This is a genomic window from Microcoleus sp. PH2017_05_CCC_O_A (assembly GCF_020738785.1).
In the GTDB taxonomy this organism is placed as follows: Bacteria; Cyanobacteriota; Cyanobacteriia; order Cyanobacteriales; family Microcoleaceae; genus Microcoleus.
This window is the reverse complement of record NZ_JAEQCB010000106.1, coordinates 1-16,900: the sequence shown is the minus strand read 5'-3', so window position 1 is coordinate 16,900 and position 16,900 is coordinate 1. Positions and strand designations below refer to the sequence as shown.

The following is a 16,900-nucleotide window of genomic DNA, read 5'->3' as shown; positions in this document are numbered from 1 at the left end:
TCCGTTGGTGCCGCACCCTTAGAAGTATTGAAAGAGTATATTAGAAATCAAGAAAAGCCGTCCTAAAAGGACGGGGCTTGTATCCCATTTTCTTGGTCAGTGTTGGCTGCTATGTGATGTAGTAGCTATCGATCGCACCATTCGCGATCGCTGGAGAATTGAGAATCTACTGCACTGGTGTTAAATATCACCTTGAGGAAGAGATGGCGACGATGAATGGGTAGCACTTTATAGGGCATTTTTTGGCCCTTACTGACCATAGGGGCGATCGACAACCAGAAAAAATACAGTAATCCAGAACTATAAATGATACTATAGCCAGCAGTCAAAAATCCTGTAATGTTTGTAGTGGAAATCCCGCTGCGATCGGTATTTCAGCTCCTGGGACACCGCCCCTAAATACTTGCACAAATGATTGAAGCTCGCCATACACCCATACGGTTGGGTTAAGACTGTCATGCAGTCAAAACGATGTAAAAAATAGACTCTGGGATTATTTTCCTAGCCTTTACCGAAGCGATCGCACAAGAGCGTTTTTCTCTTCCGACAACCCCTAGGCGAAGCGTATTGCGTTATACACTACCAATCCCAGATACTGAAAAATTTGGATAATTTTTTATAGTAGAACTTGACAGGACAAACCATATGCGGCATTTTGGGGTGGAATCAGGTGTTTGTGGGAGATTTCCGCGTTCAGGGTTTAAAGGTAAATCTTCAATGAATAAACTAAGGAGAGTATAGAGTGGCAAAGGCACTTGTTACGCTAGCAATAGGCAAGAACTATGAACTCATGTTCGAGAAACATTGTAGGTCTCTATGGCAGCACTATGCTGAAAAATATCAATTTGAAGTTGTTGTTTTGACACAACCGTTAGATAATTCGTCCAAGGCTCAGTCTAGAAATCCATCATGGCAAAAGTGCTTAATTTTGTCAGAACCCAGTCTTCAAAAATACGATCAAGTTGTTTGGGTCGATGCTGATATATTGATTAACCCAAACAGTCCCGATATTACCGAGGGAGTTCCACTAGAGAAGATTGGGGCAGTCGATGATTATGCAACTCCTAGTAGAGCAGATCACGAGATTTGCCTGAAAAGACTTTATGATTTTTGGTCTAAGAATGGTATCGAATACATAGACAACCTTTCTCCTACAGCTTTTTACAAAAGTTTTGGGATAGATGCAGAATTTCAATCCGTTGTACAAGCCGGAGTTATGGTGCTTTCTCCTCGTTATCATCGAGAATTGCTGGAGTATGTTTATCACTCCTATGAAGACAAAGGTTCGGGAGAATGGAACTATGAAATGCGCCCATTGAGCTATGAGATATTGATGCAGGGTATTGAGTGCTGGATTTCTCCAAAATTCAATATGCCTTGGCCTTTAATCCAGCAATTTCTGTACCCCTTTCTAAGTTCGAGAGACAACATAGTACAAAAGGGATTACAAAAAATTGGTTTAAATCCTAAGGCTTCACTAATTTCTAAATGTGTAACAACAGCATTTTTCAATAACTATTTCCTTCATTTTGCTGGAGGAACTACTGGTGACATGAAATATGTTGATACAAAAGTCACTTCAATATTTGACCTTTGATCGAGCTTTCAGAAGTTATATAGCAATTCTCAAGTGAGTCAGGTACAGATTGGCAATTGACAAAAAGTAAGACAACTGGCGAGAAACTCACGAAACTCGATCGCAGTCATACCTCATCACGCCCAGAAAAGCTACATTCAATACACCAGTCAATTCAACTGGTAGGGTGTCCAAGAGCTTGATTCTTTCCTGTTTTTCGCTTCGCACCCTACCCCTGTGTTAACTAACTATTTCCTGCTGGTATGCGTACAGTGAAAATAGACCCTTCGCCCTCCTCGCTTTCGACCAAAATCTCGCCGCCCATCATCTGACAGTAGTGGCGGCTAATTGTCAGCCCCAATCCAGTCCCACCGTACTGGCGCGCCGCCGAAGAATCAGCTTGCGCGAAGGCTTCAAACAATTTTTGCTGTTGTTGGGGAGACATTCCAATGCCGGTATCTTTAACTCGAAAGCAAATCCAATCCGATGCTTGAACATTCGCAACTGGACAAGCAATCAAACTCGATTTCGCCTCGCCCGCAACCATTAAATTTTCAACACCCGACAGATGCGCTACATTCGATTCTCCGGTTCCCTCAACACGGCTGACGCTGACTTTCACTATCCCATTTTTGGTGAACTTAGCAGCATTGTTCAGCAGGTGCAGCAGGACTTTTCGCACTTTTGCTAAATCTGCGTGCATAGTGCCAACAGTTTGACTGTCACACTCTATTTCTAAAACATTGCCATTCTGTTGTAAAGACAATTTTACCGCCATTGACATGTGATCGAGCAGGGATTCGATGTCAAACTCTTCGATGTCGAGGTTCATTCCCCCCGCTTGAATTTTTGACAAATCGAGGATGTCGTTAACCAAAGATAGCAGGTGCGTGCCTGCATTCTGAATCTTGTCTAAGTCGGTAACAAAATCTTTGTACCCGGAATCTCTGGCATCTTCTAAAAGTAGTTGACTGTAGCCGATAATCGCATTTAAAGGCGTCCGCAACTCGTGACTCATATTGGCTAAAAAGTGGCTTTTAGCAGTGGTAGCCACTAAAGCATCTTCCTTAGCTTGTGCCAATTCTTTTGTATGTTCGGAAACTCGCTCGATCAGGTGATTGAGAGATACAGCTAACGAGCTTATTTCGTCTTGTCCGCTGACGGGGGCTCGCAAATCAAAATTCGACTCGGCAGCGACTTGTTGAGCCACCTGAGTGACGCTGACGACTGGTTTGGCGATCGCCCTACTGGTGCGGCAAGCCACTATTCCAGCCAGCCCTACCGACAGCAGCATGCTAATCATAATTATGCCCTTTTCGATTCCTTGGGCAGCCTGCATCACTGCACCGCCTTGGCGCTCTTGCTGCTGGGCAATATCGAGGATTTTGCTCAATTCCTGAAGGTGTCCCTCAAGCTGTTTTGCACCTTCTCCGCTTTCTGTGGCCAACAATTTTCGGATCGACTCTATCTTCCGAGGCGACAGTTGCGATTGCTGGACTTGCAGCAAAGTTGAGTTGAGAGTATCGGCGTAGGATTCTAAATTTTCCGTGCAATCTTGGAGTAAAGTTTTGAGAGCTTCCGGCTTGGCTGCGAGCCAAGCTGGTTGGCTTTCGGCAAATTTTTCGATACGCAACCGCAGGTTTTTAGCCTTAACAATACTGTTGATAAACTGCTGTTTTTGCAGTTCCAACTTAGGGGAATTGTCTACAAAAGAATCTAGCTGTGCTCCCTGCAATTGTGCCGCCAGTGCTGCATCTTTAAAGTTACCGATCAATTGTGCTTGTATGTGAGCATCATTGAGTTGTCTCAATCCTTTTTCTTGGTGGTACTCAGCGATTGTAAGTCCGCTCAGCGAGCCAACAAATCCGATTCCTATTGCTAGCAAATACCCGCCACTGATTTTTTTGTCTATGGGCAGACAGCCAAGCTTAAAAGACAAGTTTTTGGTAAGTTTCAAGGAGGGTTGTTTTGCCAGATTGTGGAGCGATGATTGTTTGGGTTCGGTTTCTACAGAAGCAAATTGTGCGGAAATAAAGGGCCACATCCGTTTACCTAAATTGCTATTTTCGGGGTTATTTGTTTGCGGTAATACAGCTTTTTCCTGCTGGCTCAATGGTTGCAAATCTGGATTTGCCTCGCCCTTGCCTTGCCAAGCACCAACCGATAAACCTACTTCGTTGCGTGTTTTTTTGAGCAAATTTGTTTTTGACATATGCAACCGCTGTATTCTGTGAAAATTTACCACGCTCGTAAGTTCTCCAAAGGGAAAAGCTTGTGTGTTTTCCAGTAGACATCTGCGAAAAAGTATCTGAAACTCTTGTCGAGTCAGGGCAGAAGCTTAAATTCGGTTGATGTCTAATAGATAATTAGGCTGTTGATGGCTGTTGCCAAATTACTTTTTCGACTGGTAAAAGTCTCCAGCAGGCAAAAAAAGAAAGATTTATCCCGGCAGTGAATTATTGCCACATGAATTTTTACAGGCAGAAAATTCTGTCTGATGCGTTTTGCCTGTGAGTAGCCCAAAGCTGATATTGTCTCTTGACAATGCACCCGATTCCTCAGCTTTGGGGTGTTGCTACCAGCAATGCGACGATTGCTTGACAGTTTTTGTTGCGTATCCGACTAATACATAGCACAGAATGTGACAAATGCGGCAGCCGATCGCGCTTCTGCACTAAGAGCGATCGACTTTTGGCATCGCAGCCCCGCAAGTCCTGTAAATCGAGTATAACTTTAGGGCTTACGAAAAGAAACCGCGTTTCTACGGTTAACTGTTGCACTTGCGAGTTCTCTCTGTGCCGACAGTTAATTCGATCGCTCCTATTAATACCAGTTCAAAAAAATAATGCAACGTTAAGCAAGCTTCAAACCCTTAGAAAATAAGTTATTCCCAAATCTAAAATCTAAAATCTAAAATCTAAAATCGGATAACTTCCCATTTCTACCCAAAGCTTCATCGGCCAATTGCACAATCCAGCGATTTGGCCTGGCTTGGGCTCTGGCGGCAAGCACCACGGCCCAAGCTTCCCGTTCTTTGCCCCGGCCCAACAGGGCAGCACAAACAGTCAAAGCTGCTGCTGTTGAACGGCTGATGCCACTTTGACAGCAGACGAGCAATTTGCCGGGGTGCGCCGATATTTGGCGGGCGAAGTCAATAATTTGGAGTACGTCATCAATTGTAGCCAAGACGCGATCGGGGTCGTCAACGGGGGTTTCGAGGTCGTTAAATTCTAACCGCAATCGGTTAGGGACTTTGTGAAAAGTTTTGGGATCTGGTACGCCCGGAGTGCCGATCGAGATTAAGTATTGGAGATTCCGGCCCGCAGGGCGATCGATAATATATTCGGTGGCTTCTGCTTCCGAAGCAATCTGGATTTGCGACAGTTTTTCACCCGAGACATCCGTAGCAGATTCCTGCTCAAAATAAACTGTTTTTACCTCAGCGCCGACATCCGGCAAATATTGGGCGGCGAGGGCGCGAACGTCAGCAAATTGGCGTTTTAAAGCTGCTTCCAGAGCCAAAAGAGCAGCACGAGAGCCAATTTGACCGAGGGATTTAACAGCCTTTTGGCGCACTCCAGAGGTTTCGTCTTCCAGCAGTCGCACCAAACCTGCTACAGCCTCGTCTGTCCCAATCTGCCCCAAAGCATCAGCAACTCTCCACCGCACATAGGATTCGCTGTCGCCTAGGGCGATCGCCAGTCCCGCAGCCACCATTTTTTGCAAGTTAGCATCTCCGGCTATATTGATGTTCCCGAGTGCAACAGCCGCCCTGCCGCGCACGAAAATGTCTCGATCCGAGAGCGATCGCATTACCGCCACCGCAGCCACCTCGCTGCTGATTTCCCCCAAGGCAGAAACTGCACTGCCGCGCACATCTGAGTCCTCGTGGTTGAGGGCTTGCAGCAGCCCGGCCACAGCCGTTTCGGTCCCGATTTGTCCCAAGGCCTCGGCGGCCCTCAAAGAAACGGCATAGGAGTCGGGTTCGTGAAGCAATTCTACTAAGCGGGGTACTGCGTCGCGATCGCCAATTTTCCCCAAAGCCGCCGCCGCCCTAGCACGGACGAGGTGATTTTCGTCTCTGAGGGCATTCAGCAGCCCCGGAACTACCTCAGCCACCCCGATTTTCCCGCAGTTTACGGCGGCCCGCCAGCGCACCTCTGAGTCTTGATGTTTCAAGGCTTTGATCGTGGTGGGGACGGCTATTTTGGGGTTAATTTTACCCAAGGCCCAAACCGCCCAGGCGCGCACTCCGGCGGCTTTGTGGTTGAGGGCTTCGATCAGTGCTGCGGCTGCTGGTTTCGAGTCAATTTCTCCTAGGGCCCAAGCGGCCCAAGCTTGCGCTTGGGAATCGGCAGATTCGAGCACCCGCGCTAATTCAATTACTGCCGCCCTAGAGCCAATGAGGCCGATCGCCCGAATGCAATGAAGGCGCACGGCACGGTCTTTGTGGTTCAATGCTTTGACAAGCATTGGAATTGCCATATCGGAACTTGTTAGTGCCAGCAGTTGAATTTTGAGCGGCAGCGAAGTTTTAATTTTTACGATTAATCTTACTGTTTTTAGTTGAAACTCCGGCTTTACCATTCCTGCTAGCTTCGAGCCGAGTTTTAAATTTACTTTTAGGGCTAATTTTACTGCGCGCAAAGCCTGGCTTTGCTGTTCTACTTGCGGCAATATTGTCGCCAAGGTGTGCATCCCTTGTTTTTGTTTCAAATATTTTTGGTTGAATTCAGCATCGCTGAGCTCTGGTAGCTGTTGGATGAGGGTTGCTACTGAGTTCATTCATTTATCCTCATATTTTGGCGATCGTTTGAGATTGCTCTTTTTAAACTCGGTTTCTTTAAGAAAATACGCCTGCACCTACAAAACTCAACTGATAAAAAAACTTGCACCACTTATAAAATATGTCCGATTAGACTATTTTAACAACTCCCCAAAGATTGATTATCTGTTTTTTGGGCGATCGGCTTAACCATTAGTAGCGCTTGCTGCTTGGCATCGATGCACTGTTTGCTAGACTTGCTCTGCGCTATATCATTTTATACCAAGTTGGCTTGAGATATCGATCGACTCCGTTGAACGCAACAAACCGGAAACAGCCCGATTCCGGGAGAGTGTCAACCGTAGGGCCCATTTTTCAAAGCCTCAGCCAAAGCATTATCGTTATCCCGCAAACCTTCGTAAAAAAACAGCACTTCTCCTGGAACGCCGCGAGCACGGTTGTAAGCAATTACTTGCAACAACAGCTCCGGATTCATGCTATAATTGCTCCCTCGATTCGCCAACAGGATACCGGGAGACACACAGGACACTTGCTCGCAGGTAAGTTGTCGATCGATCAGTCGATCGAGCAATTGTTTGTAACCGTTAAAATCGCGGCGATAAAACTGCGGGTGAAGCATATCAACCAACTTTTTGTCAACCCAAGCTTGAGAATCTTGCAAATATTCTACGAATCCCCAGTCATAGGGGCTCGGCGACATTGACAGCAACAAATCTGGATTAATCGCCTTCAATTCTCGGTGCAAGCGAGCGACAAAATCAGTAATTATATCAGCGCGCCAGTGCAGCCAATGTTGCTCTCTACAATTATGTGGCGCTTCTCTCCCGCACTCTTGGCGGTAGCGTTTAACCGTTTTTTCATCATAACCGCCTTCACAGGGTAGTGCAATGCGATCGTCTCCTTGAACGCCATGTACCGGATAATTCCTCGCAACTTCCAGCATCAACCCCAGCAAAAAATCTTGCACTTCCGGGTCAAGAGAATTCATCCATTCAAACTTATTTTTCTTAAGTAAATTGCCATTACAATCGCGCGCCGCCCATTCCGGTTTCTTCGCCAGCAAATGACCGCCGTTGAGATTGTAAGAACTCACAAATCCGTATTCAAACCAAGGAATAACTTTTAAACCAACTCTATTAGCCTCAACAATTAATTCTCCCAAAGGGTCGCGTCCTTGATAGCGCGCGTCAATTTCAACCCCAAATTGTTCGCGCATTATTTGAGAAGGATAAGCCGTAAAACCCCGGTTCCAAACTACAGGAAATACTGTATTAAATCCCGTATCTGCAAGAAAATTCATTGCCTCAGCAATCCGCTGTTTTGAGGTGAGAACTTTGCAGTCAGTGCTGGGTATCCAAACGCCGCGCATTCCAGTATTGTCGGCCACCAACGAACTCGGCATTGCTGCTGGATTTGGTGATAAAAATTTACCAGCAAATCGCTGTTTTAGATCCGAACCAAATCTGCGAATTGTTGACTGGAAAGAAGGAAAAAATGGCATTAGGTATGTTGTTGCGCTTCAGCGCTCTTACATATACTAAGGAGGCGTGTAAAAATAACTCGATCGAGTGCATTGCTAAACCGTATCTAATTTAAAGGCTTCAATTAAAAAGTTACACAACTTATTTTTACATGATTCCTAAGAGCGCCCAAGCGCAACTACGTACCTTTTAGTGTGCAAGCCATTAGCCGATCGCCTATACAGAAAAAAACGCACTGCTGACGAACCCTAGGGAACTTATATCATCACTCCTCGACCCAACTGGCACTCTGATAGAGGTTCATTTTTAATTAGGTATGTTGTTGCGCTTGGGCGCTCTTAATACTAAGAGTGCCCAAGCGCAACTACGTACCTTTTGTTAATTACCCATAATCAAGCAATAAGGGCGCGGAGGGCGCGCCCCAACATTCTACTATACAGCTACTCCAGACAACTGCTGGCTCAAAGCTGATTTCAAAAGCTCTGCCTTATCAGTTTGCTCCCAAGGTAACTCTAGATCCGTGCGTCCGAAGTGACCGTAAGCCGCTACATCTTGGTAGAAACGACCGCCTCTTTCCGCAGGCAAATTCTGCAAGTTAAAGGTCTGAATGATGCCCGCAGGACGCAGTTCAAAATGCTGCTTCACAACTTCCAAAAGGCGATCGTCATCAACTTTACCAGTGCCAAAAGTTTCGATCATCATGCTAACAGGGCGTGCTACGCCGATCGCATAACTCAACTGCACTTCGCACTTTTCTGCCAAACCGGCCGCCACAATATTTTTAGCAACATAGCGACAAGCATAGGCCGCGCTGCGGTCTACCTTCGTGGGGTCTTTCCCTGAAAAAGCACCGCCACCGTGACGGGAATAGCCGCCGTAGGTATCCACAATAATTTTGCGGCCAGTCAAACCCGAATCTCCTTGAGGCCCGCCGACGACAAATTTGCCAGTGGGGTTGACAAGGAAGCGAGTTTCTGCATCCGGCTTGATGCTAATATCGGCAAACACGGGTTGGACAACAGCAGTCCAAAGATCTGCTTTAATCTTGGCTTGAACCGCGGCTGTTTCGGTGATATCGTCGATCGCCTCAGTGTGCTGGGTAGAAATTAAGATCGTATCAATACCAACAGGTTTCCCGTCTTCGTAAGTTACGGTAACTTGGCTTTTACCGTCCGGACGCAGGTAAGGCAATTGACCTGTTTTGCGGACTGCGGCCAGTTGACGGCAAATCCGGTGCGCTAAACTAATCGGTAAAGGCATCAATTCCGGCGTTTCGTTGCAAGCAAAACCGAACATCAAGCCTTGGTCGCCAGCGCCGATCGCATCCAACTCCTCTTCACTGGACTGTTCGCGACTTTCGTGGGCTGTATTCACCCCTTGAGCAATATCGGGAGATTGAGAGTCCAAAGCCACCAAAACCGAGCAGCTATTGGCAGAAAATCCGTTATCAGCGTGGATGTAGCCAATATCGGCTATTTTTTTCCGCGCCAATTCTATGTAATTTACCTGAGCTTTGGTGGTAATTTCGCCCGTCAGCAGCATCAAACCCGTGTTGACGACAACTTCGGCTGCGACGCGACTTTTAGGGTCTTCGGTCAGCAAGGCATCTAAGATAGTGTCTGAAATTTGATCGCAGATTTTATCGGGATGGCCTTCAGTGACCGATTCAGAGGTAAACAGGTAGCGGCGTGACAATGATTATTTCTCCTATTCGTGCGAATCTGCTTGACATTGGCGACAGACGACTGACTTTTCAGGTAGAGGCGCAGAATCATCGCGTCTCGGTCGCCAGAAAATTTGTGTCGGTCTGGTGCGAGTTTAGGCAGGGTTTGAGATTAGCTAAAGTGACACTACTATAGCAAAGTCAGTTCCGGGAAGTGCTGAAAAACTTACATTTTGTCGGATTGTCAATAAGTCTTTGACACCGATCCTCTGCCCCCCTAATCTGACAAAGGTAAGATACAGTCAGGGTATCGCCTCGCGGATGCACTATGGCAGGAATCCCAAAATCACCAAATTTAATCCAAACGGTTGCAGACCTAGAATTTCCTGGGGGCCCAATACCGCTTGACTCTCGATTTTATATCGATCGATCGCCCGTCGAAGCCCGAGCTTGTGCAGAAATTAGCAAGCCAGGGAGTCTGATTCGGATTAAAGCTCCCAGAAAAATGGGCAAAAGTTCGCTGATGCTGCGGATAATTCAAGCTGCGGTCGATCGCGGATACCGCACAGTCACTGTAGACTTTCAGCAAGCTGACGAAGCAGTTTTTGCTACCTTAGATAAATTTTTGCGCTGGCTGTGTGTCAATGTCGCTCGCCAACTCAAACTCGAACCAAATCTCGATGAAATTTGGGATGAAGATATGGGCAGCAAAGTAAGCTGCTCTCTTTACTTTGAGAACTATTTGCTCGAACAAATTGACAGTCCCCTAGTCTTGGTACTCAACGAAGTCAACCGAGTATTTGAACGCGCCAATATCGCTCAAGAATTCCTGCCGCTGCTCCGTTTTTGGTACGAACAAGCGCGACAGAGCGAAACCTGGGAAAAACTGCGAATCGCGGTCATTCACTCGACAGAAATTTATATTGCTTTGAGTCTCAATCAATCTCCATTCAATGTAGGGCTGCCGATTAAACTCTCAGAATTTAGTGCCGAACAAGTCCAAGAGTTGGCGCGCCGCCACGGACTGAACTGGAACGACAGCTATCCCGTCGAGCAATTAATGCAAATGGTAGGCGGTCATCCTTATTTAGTGCATTTAGCGCTTTATCACCTGGCAATTTTACAGCAAAACCGCCTGTCGGTTGGGGAGAATGAGTCTGGGGAGGAGCTGGGGCGAGCCGAGTTGGAAGAACTATTAAAAGCAGCTCCTACTCAAAGCGGAATTTATAGCGACTACTTGCGGAATCAGTCGATCGCCATTCAGCAGCAGCCAGAACTCGCCTGGGCATTCCAACAGGTTCTTGATGTTAAAAATAGCATTCACCTCGAACCTTTGATGGCCTATCAGTTAGATAGCATGGGACTTGTCAAATTAGCGGGCAATAACTGTAGTTTATCTTGCGAATTATATCGGCTGTATTTTCAAGAGCAAAATTTATGCGAGGACGGTTTCTCGGCTGTAGGTTTTGAGGAGTTGCAGCAAGAAAATGAAAGACTGCTAGCTTTGGTTAATGTGGACGAACTTACCCAAATTGGCAACAGACGACATTTTGACAGTTGCTTGCGAGCGGAATGGAAACATAATGCTCGCGATGAGTCTCCGATATCTTTAATTTTGTGCGACATCGATTATTTCAAAATTTATAACGATACCTACGGACATCAAGCTGGAGATAGTTGTTTGCGATCGGTAGCTCAGGCAATTCGCCGATCGCTCCAGCGTCCTGCTGATGTAGCTGCTCGCTACGGCGGTGAGGAATTTGCGATCGTTTTACCTCAAACAGATGCAGCGGGCGCTCTGCTGGTTGCCGAACGCATTAGAGCGAAAGTTAAAGCTTTGAATATTGTTTTTAACCCGGAGAGTGTTGAATGTTTGCCTAATTCTGTGGTGACAATTAGTTTGGGAATTGCTAGCGTTGTTCCCGGCCCGGAAAATGATGCAGCAACGCTGGTACTGGCGGCTGATGAGGCTCTTTATGACTCAAAAAGGCACGGGCGCGATCGGATCACTATGAGCACGCTGTTAAATTTTCGATTTGCTGCTGTTAATTAGGATTCAGATCCTGTCAGCCCAAACCCGATAATAAACAAAGGTTCGTAGTGAGGACTTTAGTCCGCATCCGGTTCGTAGTGAGGACTTTAGTCCTTTCCTAAGGTTCGTAGTGAGGACTTTAGTCCGCATCCGGTTCGTAGTGAGGACTTGCATTCCGAACGATAGAACCTATATTGCGGTAGTTGGAGCGGGCATCAGATTAATAGCGCGGCACAGTGCGATCGACCAATATTGAGTAAGCATCGATGCCACCAACGATATTTTTAACGTTGTTAAAGCCTCGATCGCTCAACCAGTGACACATTTGAGCCGATCGCACTCCGTGGTGGCACAGCACCAGGGTTTCTGTGTCGCGATTTAGTCGATCGTCAATATCACCACACCATTGGGCAAACTCGCTCAGCGGAAAAGCCACAAATCCCGGCAGCGCTGCGAGTTCAATTTCGTAAGGTTCGCGCACGTCTACAAGCTGCAATTTATCAGCATTGGTTTCTGCTAATTTGCAACCTAATTCTTCGACTGTAATTTGACCAAAAACTTCTGACATTTGATTATAAAAAAGAAGGAAGAAGGAAGAAGGAAGAGGGAAGAATTACAAAGGTACGTAGTTGCGCTTCAGCGCTCTTTGTTTATATAAACAAGAGCGAAGAATTACAAACAGTCCTGGAAGTAATTGTCACATCAAAGGTATGTAGTTGCGCTTCAGCGCTCTTTGTTATATATAAGACAAGAGCGAAGAATTACAAACAGTCCTGGAAGTAATTGTCACATCAAAGGTATGTAGTTGCGCTTCAGCGCTCTTCGTTATATATAAGATAAGAGCGCTGAAGCGCAACTACGTACCTAATTACCATTTCCCAACTACCCATAACTAATTAATTGAGTCGCGAAGGCGGTGGAATTAGCTCCGTAGGAGGTGTCGGTGCAGGACGCCCGTCCAACTGACTCACTGTGCCCCTGGGATCGAGACAAGTGGCAACTAACCTGTCCGTGGGAAAGTCGAGCCTGCCGCTCAACCCGACTACGCATTCAGCAAATAGCTCCGGCAATAAACTGCGGCGGCACCCATCAAGAACTAACAGGGCAGCAGCAGGTTGAGTTTTAGTTTTGCTATTAATATTCACCACGCAAGTAGTTAATTCGTTGGGGCGCCTCACCCGCCGACAACTAGAGAGCGCTTCGAGACCAGAAATATTGGTTTTGCGGCTGATTTGGAGGGCGCATCTAGATATGTCGCGGGGGTGGAGCGCGTCGGCACAAGCTGCTGCTGCTTCCTCTGCACCGATTCCCGCTTCGATTAGTTCCTTAGCGCAGACGCGATAGGGATTTTGAGTTCGGGGGAATCTCAGGGTGATGGCTGATGCTGGCGAGATTGGCAGTGCTGCTGTCAACAAACTCAGCGCGACTAAGGGAGTGCCGAGAGCCAACATCCAGCGCGGTGCTGGCTTTGGGGAAGCAGTGCGGAAAAAATTGGGGTTTTGCATGGCAGCTCGGTTTGTGAGTTTTTTGGGCTGGTTGGGTCGATCGCTCGATCGGCTTTTACTTCAAAATTTACCGCACATTACGGATGGCTGCGGTCGATCGATTTTTTTTATCGATTTTTGTTAGAATTTTCACCCTTATCAACATATAATATAGAGTCTGCATAAAATTGCATACAGAGATTAGAGAGGAAAATAAATGTCTCGATATCGAGGCCCCCGATTAAGAATCGTCCGTCGCCTGAAAGAGTTGCCGGGTCTAACCCGCAAAACTCCCAGACGGGATTATCCGCCTGGGCAGCACGGTCAAAACCGCAAAAAGCTCTCTGAGTACGCGGTTCGCTTACAAGAAAAGCAAAAACTACGTTTCAATTACGGTGTGACGGAACGCCAATTGCTCCGTTATGTCCGCAAAGCCCGCCGTGTGACGGGTTCCACAGGTCAAGTGTTACTGCAATTTTTGGAAATGCGCTTGGACAATACTGTGTTTCGGATGGGAATGGCTCCAACCATTCCGTCCGCTAGACAATTGGTAAATCACGGTCACATTACTGTGAACGATCGTGAAGTCAACATCGCTAGCTATCAGTGCAAGCCTGGTGAAGTGATTGCAGTCAAAAATAGAGAACGCTCTCGCACAATGGTTGAAGCTAATCTCAAAGACCCAGGCTTGGCTCACTTGCCCAGTCACTTGGAATTTGACAAGCAAAAACTGGTTGGCAAAGTTAACGGCGTTGTCGAACGTGAGTGGATTGCTCTTCAGATTAATGAACTGCTAGTGGTTGAATACTACTCGCGTCAAGCTTAATTTATTAGTCATGTTTTGCGAGCGTCCCCGCTCGCGAACCTCCAACGTCATCAGTTAGTTGCTAGCAAAAAATTAATAATTGGGTTCGTCTCTAGTTATTAGTTAATTGTTACTGAATACTGAGGGTTAAGGACTGAGGACTAATTTTTTACGAATAAACGGCTATGCTGAAGGCTGAAAAAAGCTTTGTAACGGTCAATAATTAACTTTTAACAGTTAATTGTTGGCCGTTATATTATTTATGTCCGGTCAATCGATTTTAGATTTTAGATTTTAGATTTTAGAGGCGACCCCACCGATAAATTCGGGGGAAGAGAGGATTTTCGATTTTCGATTTGGGATTGATTCCACGGATAAATCACGTGGCGGGTACCACATGCAGAAATTCGCTTGTCAATGCCCGGAATCTGTAACGGTTTGTAGTAAGGACTTTAGTCCTAATAATGATGCGGACTAAAGTCCGAACGATCAAACCAGTTAGTCGTAATAATGATGCGGACTAAAGTCCTCACTACAAACTGGTTAGTTATAGTAATGATGCGGGCTGAAGTCCGAACGATCAAACCGGACGATCGTTCTCGGAGGACATTATATTAATCGTTGAATTTGAACCGTAGAAAAGTCGGGACGATCGCCCTTAGCGACAAACTACGCGGTTCTCGAACCAAAATTAAAGGCAGCAAGCCCACCAGCCTCACAGCAGCCGAAAGGGCAAACAGTGCGCCCAAACTCATGCCCGGAAGTTCGGCAAGAAAGCCGCCGGCGGTAGTTCCCAAAGCCCCAGTTACTCCCGAAACTGCTGCGGCGATCGCAAAATAAGTCGATGGTTGCTCGATCGGCGCTATCTCCATTTGAATATTGTTCGTACACAGCCCGATCGCCCCTATAGTCGTTCCCCCGAGCAAGTGCAGCAGCGGCAACCACACCCACACCGCAAACGGGTAATTGCCCGTACCCAACCACAGCAAAGGCGTCACCGCTACCACCAGCCCCACCGCAATTAGCAAGGGGCGATTTCCCCAGCGATCGGCCAACTTGCCCCAAAACATCAACAGCAGCAGGTTTGCCCCGGAACTCAAGCTGTTGTAAACCGTTACCAAACTGACATCCAAGCTTAAATCTTTTAGCAGGTAGATATTAAAAAAAGGCGCGCTGAGATTAACTGCAAACGTCCACACGCTAAAGTAAATCAGAAACATTAAAAAATTAGAATTTTTCAGCACCGAAGGCACAAAATCTGTTGAAATTTTTTCTTTTTTGTCGGGAACTCGATCGCTTTCTGCATCTTTTGGGTATGCCTGCGGGTTCACATCCACCATGAAGAATTGATACCCCAAACTAATCATTCCCGCCACAACACCCAAAAATAAAACCACACCGTAGCCCAAAATTGGATCTGCGCCCCAAGTTGACATCAACAGTCCCATCAGTGGCACTCCTAGCAAAGTAACTAAGCTAGTAGCACTGTTGCGAAATCCAAAATAGCGTCCCCGCAAACGGTGAGGAACCACCGCAGCCATCCAACTAAACCAATTAGAAGTAGCAAAAGCTGCCAGCACGCTAGCGGCGATGACAGTGACCAGAGTCCACTGGAGCAATTGTTGGGGATCTGCGTGCTGTCGGCCCCAAACAATTGCGATGACGAGCACTAGCCACAGCAGCCGCGACACGCCGAATATTCCTAGGTTGTACCAGTGGCGGCTGGTTGTGCGATCGGCGATGTATGCTCCTAATGGTTGCAGGAGATTTACCAGCATCGGAATAGCAGATAATATACCTATTTCCACGCTGCTCGCGCCGACTTGCAGCAAGAAGTTGCTCAGCAGCAGACCGGTAGTCGCCGACTCGAAGACAGCGGCAAAAACTCCCTCTATAGTTGAGGCTTTGAGGGTGGCTCGAATGTCTTGTTTAGAAATTTTGAGAGCTGTTTTTGGAGGTAGAACGAGCGGAGATATTGTCTTTTCTAGTATTTCAGGAGTCTGAAGACAGAGAGGTTCATTTAACTCTGCAACTGGTTCAACCATAGTCATAGGATTTTAGATTTTAGATTTTAGATTTTAGATTTTAGAATTGCAAAATCCTTGCTCTGTAAAGGTTTTGGGCTTGATTCTGATGAAATTATTTTGATACCAGAAAGAATTGGTTGAAAGCGCCAAGCGCGATCGGGAGAAATTAAAATCAGACGATTCATTACTCCAATCCTCATCCTTCCAGGTAGAGGTCGCTCTCAAACTGTCAACTGTCAACTGTCAACTGTCAACTGTCAACTGAAGCCCTGGCGTCCAGACAATTTAATCTTTCTGCTGGGAATTGCTGAGTTCACGTAGTAAGATAAAGCCAGCCGCGCTTTCAAGATGTTAGCTTGAAAGCTAGACTGGCACTTCCGGGTAATTGTTATGAATATAGATGACAATCGATCGCTGGGACATCAACCGGTTGGAAGATATAATTTTGCAAATTGTAAAAAAGTAGGTTTTACCGCTTCACAAGGAAGCGATCGCAACATTTTGTCTGTCAAAAATTGCTCGAATTCCCCCTCGAACAAGTCGCCCCAAGGGCCAAAACAAGTTTCGCGCGAGATCCTCCACTCGGCTCTCAAACCTATATAGGTGGCTAAATCTATAGAATCAAAGACGATCGACTTGCCGAGTATAGCTGCTAACTCCAGCCCTCGGGCCAGCACGGCTATTCCATCTGGGGCGACAACATCCACTTGCTGCATATCCACAACAACTCTCAGAGCGGCCATTTCCAAAGCTTGCTCCAAATTAATTTGGAAATCTAGGACAGCGATGCCACCGAGACAGCCCTTGGGTTGCAAAACAATGGTGTGGGATGCGGTGGTTTCGGGAGCGAGTTGAGCCGTTAAATCCGAAACAAATGACGGCATGATGGTAGTGGCGGTCATTATCTCTGTTCCCCCTCGGAGGCGATCGCCATAGCTGTACTCAGCACGGGGTTTGAAACTGTAACTTAATTTATGGACAAAGCTACCCATCCTTGACTATTTGGGTAGCTTTGTCCGCAACTCGGGCGATCGCACGAGACTATT

The 16,900-nt window shown here is 46.7% G+C and carries 14 protein-coding genes; 4 read left to right on the top strand and 10 right to left on the bottom strand.

Features of this window, described 5'->3' with window-relative positions:
* The first annotated feature begins 742 nt into the window (after positions 1-742).
* Positions 743-1,597 carry a hypothetical protein gene (locus JGK20_RS22900; RefSeq protein ID WP_293186135.1) on the top strand — a complete coding sequence of 285 codons (855 nt, stop codon included), beginning with the start codon at positions 743-745 and terminating at the stop codon, positions 1,595-1,597.
* Between the two features lie 223 nt (positions 1,598-1,820).
* Here the strand turns inward: JGK20_RS22900 and JGK20_RS22895 are convergent, their stop codons facing one another.
* The 5 genes from JGK20_RS22895 to metK form a co-directional block, all read right to left on the bottom strand.
* Complete coding sequence (locus tag JGK20_RS22895; RefSeq protein ID WP_293208697.1) at positions 1,821-3,788, bottom strand: HAMP domain-containing sensor histidine kinase; 1,968 nt, start codon at positions 3,786-3,788, stop codon at positions 1,821-1,823.
* Positions 3,789-4,134: 346 nt separating this feature from the next.
* Positions 4,135-4,356 (bottom strand): hypothetical protein, encoded by a 222-nt coding sequence (locus JGK20_RS22890; RefSeq protein WP_293208694.1) that lies wholly within the window; start codon positions 4,354-4,356, stop codon positions 4,135-4,137.
* A gap of 130 nt (positions 4,357-4,486) precedes the next feature.
* Positions 4,487-6,361 carry a HEAT repeat domain-containing protein gene (locus JGK20_RS22885; RefSeq protein ID WP_293186130.1) on the bottom strand — a complete coding sequence of 625 codons (1,875 nt, stop codon included), beginning with the start codon at positions 6,359-6,361 and terminating at the stop codon, positions 4,487-4,489.
* A gap of 335 nt (positions 6,362-6,696) precedes the next feature.
* Positions 6,697-7,863, bottom strand: coding sequence for a family 10 glycosylhydrolase (locus JGK20_RS22880; RefSeq protein WP_293199226.1), 1,167 nt, complete (start codon positions 7,861-7,863; stop codon positions 6,697-6,699).
* A 412-nt stretch (positions 7,864-8,275) separates the two neighbouring features.
* Positions 8,276-9,538, bottom strand: coding sequence for a methionine adenosyltransferase (gene metK / locus JGK20_RS22875; RefSeq protein ID WP_293186127.1), 1,263 nt, complete (start codon positions 9,536-9,538; stop codon positions 8,276-8,278).
* A 296-nt stretch (positions 9,539-9,834) separates the two neighbouring features.
* Here metK and JGK20_RS22870 point away from each other — a divergent pair, with 296 nt between their 5' ends.
* On the top strand, positions 9,835-11,559 hold the full coding sequence (locus JGK20_RS22870) for an AAA-like domain-containing protein (RefSeq protein ID WP_293186126.1): 1,725 nt from the start codon (positions 9,835-9,837) through the stop codon (positions 11,557-11,559).
* Positions 11,560-11,758: 199 nt separating this feature from the next.
* Here the strand turns inward: JGK20_RS22870 and JGK20_RS22865 are convergent, their stop codons facing one another.
* Both JGK20_RS22865 and JGK20_RS22860 read right to left on the bottom strand, forming a co-directional pair.
* The gene (locus tag JGK20_RS22865) at positions 11,759-12,106 is read right to left on the bottom strand and encodes a rhodanese-like domain-containing protein (RefSeq protein WP_293186125.1); all 348 of its coding nucleotides are present in this window, start codon (positions 12,104-12,106) and stop codon (positions 11,759-11,761) included.
* Between the two features lie 328 nt (positions 12,107-12,434).
* Positions 12,435-13,043 (bottom strand): hypothetical protein, encoded by a 609-nt coding sequence (locus tag JGK20_RS22860; protein ID WP_293232249.1) that lies wholly within the window; start codon positions 13,041-13,043, stop codon positions 12,435-12,437.
* On the opposite strand from JGK20_RS22860, the gene JGK20_RS22855 reads away from it, so the two are divergent.
* Complete coding sequence (locus JGK20_RS22855) at positions 13,042-13,167, top strand: hypothetical protein (RefSeq protein WP_293186122.1); 126 nt, start codon at positions 13,042-13,044, stop codon at positions 13,165-13,167. The genes JGK20_RS22860 and JGK20_RS22855 overlap by 2 nt on opposite strands.
* Before the next feature lie 72 nt (positions 13,168-13,239).
* Positions 13,240-13,848, top strand: coding sequence for a 30S ribosomal protein S4 (gene rpsD / locus JGK20_RS22850; protein WP_293208686.1), 609 nt, complete (start codon positions 13,240-13,242; stop codon positions 13,846-13,848).
* A 593-nt stretch (positions 13,849-14,441) separates the two neighbouring features.
* On the opposite strand, the gene JGK20_RS22845 is transcribed toward rpsD, so the two are convergent.
* The 3 genes from JGK20_RS22845 to JGK20_RS22835 form a co-directional block, all read right to left on the bottom strand.
* Positions 14,442-15,872 carry an MFS transporter gene (locus JGK20_RS22845; RefSeq protein ID WP_293232247.1) on the bottom strand — a complete coding sequence of 477 codons (1,431 nt, stop codon included), beginning with the start codon at positions 15,870-15,872 and terminating at the stop codon, positions 14,442-14,444.
* Between the two features lie 26 nt (positions 15,873-15,898).
* Positions 15,899-16,039 carry a hypothetical protein gene (locus JGK20_RS22840; RefSeq protein ID WP_293186118.1) on the bottom strand — a complete coding sequence of 47 codons (141 nt, stop codon included), beginning with the start codon at positions 16,037-16,039 and terminating at the stop codon, positions 15,899-15,901.
* 237 nt (positions 16,040-16,276) lie between these two features.
* Positions 16,277-16,846 carry a hypothetical protein gene (locus tag JGK20_RS22835; RefSeq protein ID WP_293199217.1) on the bottom strand — a complete coding sequence of 190 codons (570 nt, stop codon included), beginning with the start codon at positions 16,844-16,846 and terminating at the stop codon, positions 16,277-16,279.
* Positions 16,847-16,900: the final 54 nt, after the last annotated feature.